2 protein-coding genes are annotated in these 2,185 nt (G+C 42.4%); one reads left to right on the top strand and one right to left on the bottom strand.

What is annotated here, in order from left to right:
* Window positions 1–94, bottom strand: a 94-nt coding sequence (locus A3766_RS29770; protein ID WP_156508968.1) for a transposase, incomplete at its 3' end; no start/stop codon positions are given.
* Between the two features lie 285 nt (window positions 95–379).
* Here A3766_RS29770 and A3766_RS18215 point away from each other — a divergent pair.
* On the top strand, window positions 380–2,185 hold a 1,806-nt coding region (locus tag A3766_RS18215; protein WP_156508967.1), incomplete at its 3' end, for a 7TM diverse intracellular signaling domain-containing protein.

Genomic DNA, 2,185 nt, shown 5'->3' with positions numbered 1-2,185 from the left:
TACGGGCTGCCTCTGTCCTAGTGTGGCCTTGATCAAGCACCAGACTAATCGCGTCCAATTTAAATTCTTGGGAATATTTTTTTCGTGTATTCAATTTACCTTCTCCAGTTAGGACGTATTATGTCTTAACTGGACTGGTCATATCTATTAGACCACGTCACTCTGAATTCACAGGAAAGTACCTGCTTCATAGAAACTTTTCACCAGCTGAAATAGAATCGATCGGAATCAACACTAAAGCACTCAGTGAAGGTAAAAACTATATTTTATTTTCCAAAACCCAGCCAGACAGCCAATACTATCTAAATATTCTGAATGCCGGGCTCGAAGCGCTCAGACAAGAAGGTAAATTTCGAATTTTCCAAGAAGAAATGTTTAAATGAAACAGCTCTATTTATCTCTCATATTATTATTTGGTTTCAGTTTTTATGCGCTGGCTAGCAATCAGCCAATCAGCTTTGATCACAGTACCGAAAACATAGTTCTAGCCAATCATATTGTATATTTTGAAGATAAAGACCACTCACTGACGCCTGGGAATATCCACACAATACAGAATACTCAATGGCAATCTTTACCTGAAGGTCGTGCCAACTTTGGTTTTTCAAGTAGTGCTTATTGGTTTCGCTTTGCTGTACAAAACGAGACGCCTGTTGATATACCCGCTTACCTACACGTCAACTATAGCCAGCTAGATAATATACAGTTGTTTCACAGCATTCCAGGTTCACCTTCTCATTCGGTGACTCTAAAAAAACTTGTCGAAACCGGAGACCGATTCAATTTTGCACAAAGACCCATCGAGTTTCCTACTTTTGTTTTACCGCTTGAGCTCTCTGCCGGGCAGCCTCAAGAGTACTTTGTGAAGGTGAGCAGTGAAGGCTCTCTTCAGGTTCCTATGCAACTATGGGAGCAAGAGAGTTTTCTACTACAAGCGAATAACTCACTATTTCTCTACGGCTGCTTTTTAAGTGCGCTTTTGATTATGAGTGCCTATAACCTGTGCCTGTTTCTAATCATCCGCGACAAAACCTACTTGCTCTACAGCTTTTTCATCCTTTGTATGGCTGGGATGCATAGTTCACTAGATGGCTTTGCCTATCAATGGTTCTGGCCTAGTGCGCCCAGCTGGCATCAAATATCTGCAATTACCTTTATCTCTTTTGGCTTACTATCTACGATGCTCTTCACCCGGACAATACTCCCCATACCAGAGAAAAGTATCCTCTACCGTGGTATCAAGTTGCTTACTTTTTTGACTGTTGTCTCTGCTATCACCAGCCTATTTCTACCCTATCGCCAGGCAGCCATCCTTAATGGTGGCATGACTGTCATAGTGATGAGCAGCGTCACCTTTATCTGCTTGGCAATGCTTCGGTTTAGCCCGCGTATTGCACGCTTCTTCTGCATCGCATGGGGCGCTTACTTTTTGGGTATCGTACTAAAGTCTTCAAGCAAAATGGGCTATTTGCCCTCCTCTACCTTTACCGAATACGCTGGAAATATTGGCGGTGTCGTGGGCATTGTTATTATATCAATGGCATTGGCTGACCGAATCAATAGCGAAAGGCGAGCACGAGAGCAAGCACAATCCCAATCTATTGGTAACCTCAAACGCTTTGAAAACCTCTACCAAAATTCACTTGAGGGAATATTCAGCTACGACAAAAAAGGGACCTTGTTGTCAGCAAACCCAGCCTTTTTGTCACTGATAGGTTTAGAGGATATTCCGTCGTTTAGCGGAAAAACTAAAGACTTAAACGGTTATTACCTTTCAGAAAAAGAGTTCACTGAGTTTTTCAAAGCGGTTAAGAAGTCAGGCCAAGTTGTCGACTACGAAGCTCAGCTCAGCAACTCCCTAGGTGACTCCATGTGGGTGAATATTTCTGCCCGTTATGTGAACGAGCAGGGAAACGAGGAACTGGAAGGAACTCTAATCAATATTAATGAACGAAAAGCCTTTGAACAGCAGCTAAAACATTTGGCTGAGCACGACTCTTTAACAGGCTTTTATAACCGTAGAACCTTTGAGAGTTCAGCAAAAGAGTTATTGCTTAAAGTTCAAGCAGGTGAAGATTCGGCCTGCTTACTATATATGGATCTAGACCAGTTTAAGATTGTGAATGACCTCTGTGGCCACACTGCAGGCGACATCTTGCTAAAAAATATTAGCCAGAAGCTGCTT

This window comes from Oleiphilus sp. HI0132 (assembly GCF_001635845.1).
This window is presented reverse-complemented; position numbering and strand designations above follow the sequence as displayed.